This is a genomic window from Candidatus Equadaptatus faecalis (assembly GCA_018065065.1).
Lineage (GTDB): Bacteria > Synergistota > Synergistia > Synergistales > Synergistaceae > Equadaptatus > Equadaptatus faecalis.
Map to the genome: position 1 here is coordinate 1 of JAGHTZ010000036.1, position 2080 is coordinate 2080.

General features: G+C 49.2%; 1 protein-coding gene. It reads right to left on the bottom strand.

The features are described 5' to 3' along the window. Positions 1–188: 188 nt before the first annotated feature. On the bottom strand, positions 189–1838 hold the full coding sequence (locus tag KBS54_02855) for a leucine-rich repeat protein (protein MBQ0055071.1): 1650 nt from the start codon (positions 1836–1838) through the stop codon (positions 189–191). Between the last annotated feature and the right edge of the window lie 242 nt (positions 1839–2080).

The following is a 2080-nucleotide window of genomic DNA, read 5'->3' on the forward strand; positions in this document are numbered from 1 at the left end:
ACAGAGTAATTGCCCTTTGCCCACGTATATTCCGAACTGCCCACGTAAAGGCTGTAACTTCCTGCTCCGTGTCCCAGTACAGGGTATGCCGAAGCGGCAAACGCCGCGGAACTGAACTGACAAAGGAAGGCTGCAAGCGTTATTGCCGCGAATAGTCTGTTTTTTCTGTTTGACATTTTGTCTCTCCTTTATCTGTAATTGTGTTCTATTACCGCGTTGACAAGCGTGTCGCCGTAAACTGTGTAATTGCTGGTGTTGCGTTTTCTTGTGTGTGTTCCTGCAAAGTCCATCATAACGAAGCCTGCGGGACCGCTTATGCTGCCTTTAATGTAGTCCGCCGCCCAGCCGTTGACGTTTTCGGCGTTGTCAGGATAGTTTATGCCAAAAGGCGGGCCTCCTGTATAGCCCGAGGTGTGGTTGAAGCACCAAATTTCACAGTTCGGGTTTCCGTCTGCCGCTTTTGAAAAGTCGTCAAAGTATTCTTTCAGCGCCGCTCGTTTATCGTCTTTGCCGTCGGGATTGTCTTTGTCCTGCACCCACAGCGTTTCATATTTTGACGGGTCTGTTTCCGACGTGCCTATTTTGTTGTTTTTCTTGTTGAAACCGTAGGCGTAGGCTCCGTGCGGTGTTATGTCGTTTTCGGGGTCGCGGCTCACAAAAAGCGCTTTGCCGCGCATTTCGCCGAGTGTCAGCCCTTTGTGGTATTTAACGCTGATGTCGTCAAATTCTCCGAGCTGATCCTGTATGGCTTTGTTGCCTTTCCAAAAGCTCGTCGGCAAAATCTGGCACAGGTCAGAGGGCGATGATGTTTCATGATTCACGATTATTATTGCCGTGTCGTTGGGCATTGAGCGAAGTTTATCCCGAATTATGCCGAGGACATCGTCAAAGTCCATGTTGCAGCCGATACCTCCGTGATATATGCGCATGTCTGAATATTTACTGTAATGTATCGGTCTTAAGTCCATGGCACGCACTCCGCAGTCCCACTGTTCTCCCGTCCACAGCCATTGTGTCTGTGCCTGTTCAACAAACATCGAATCTACGCCTTTTGTGCAGGTGTCGTGAGTGCCTGGAATTGAAATCTGATTTATGCGTATCGCGTCCGGCAAATCTGTCATCCATGTTTTGCCTGTCGTACTGACGTTTTTGAACGCCTTTTTGTATTCTTCGGGGTAGATGTAGGGCGCAAGCACGGTTACTGTTCTGCCGCCGAATATGTCGCTTCCGACTGTCGGCGCTCCAACGCAGCCGAAGTCCACCGTTTTCAGGTTCGGACAGTTGGCAAAGGCTCTGTCGCCGATGTGGAAACTCACGTTTTTGTTGTCCGCGATATATTTTTTGAATTCTTTCAGCGTGCGGCTTTCGCCTACGCCGATTTTAACGTACTCAAGCTTAGGACAGTCCGCAAAGGCTTCGGGCGCTATTTCGGGCGTACCCATTACCCGTATGCTTTTTACGCTCGGAGTGTCCTTGAAAGCGTGCGAGCCTATGTAAGTGACGTTTGCAGGGACGATTATTTCCGTTGCAGACGCATAGAGACTGTCGGGAGCGGCGGCTGTGAGCTGCCAGTCTGATTTTTCACCGTTCTCGTCTTCCGTTCTGAAAAAACCGTCGCCGTTTTCCGTGCTCGGGCGCGCCCCGCCGTAGGCATTCATTACCGCGACTGCTTCGCTGCTGTCAGGTGTGTCCGGTGAGACCGGCGCTGACTGACCGCCGGAGGAAGAACTTCCGTCTCCGCCTCCTCCGCCGCAGCCTCCCGCGAAAATCAGCGCACAAAACAGCGCGATAACCGCAAGAAACGCTAAAAACTTTGATTTTACTGCTGACTTGAACATGGTATGTTCTCCTTTTATTTTTCTGTCATTACCCTATTGTTGTGATTTAACACGCAAGCCTGACGGAATATTTTCCGCCTTTTTGATATTATACAGCATAATCAGCGTTATACGCGGATTGATTTTCAAAAATTTATCATGCCCCTCTATTTAAATATCTTGAAAATTTCGCTTTTTTTGGAAACTTCCCCGTTTTTGAAACACAATTAAAAAACAGCTGCCATGCGGTTTCGCATTGACAG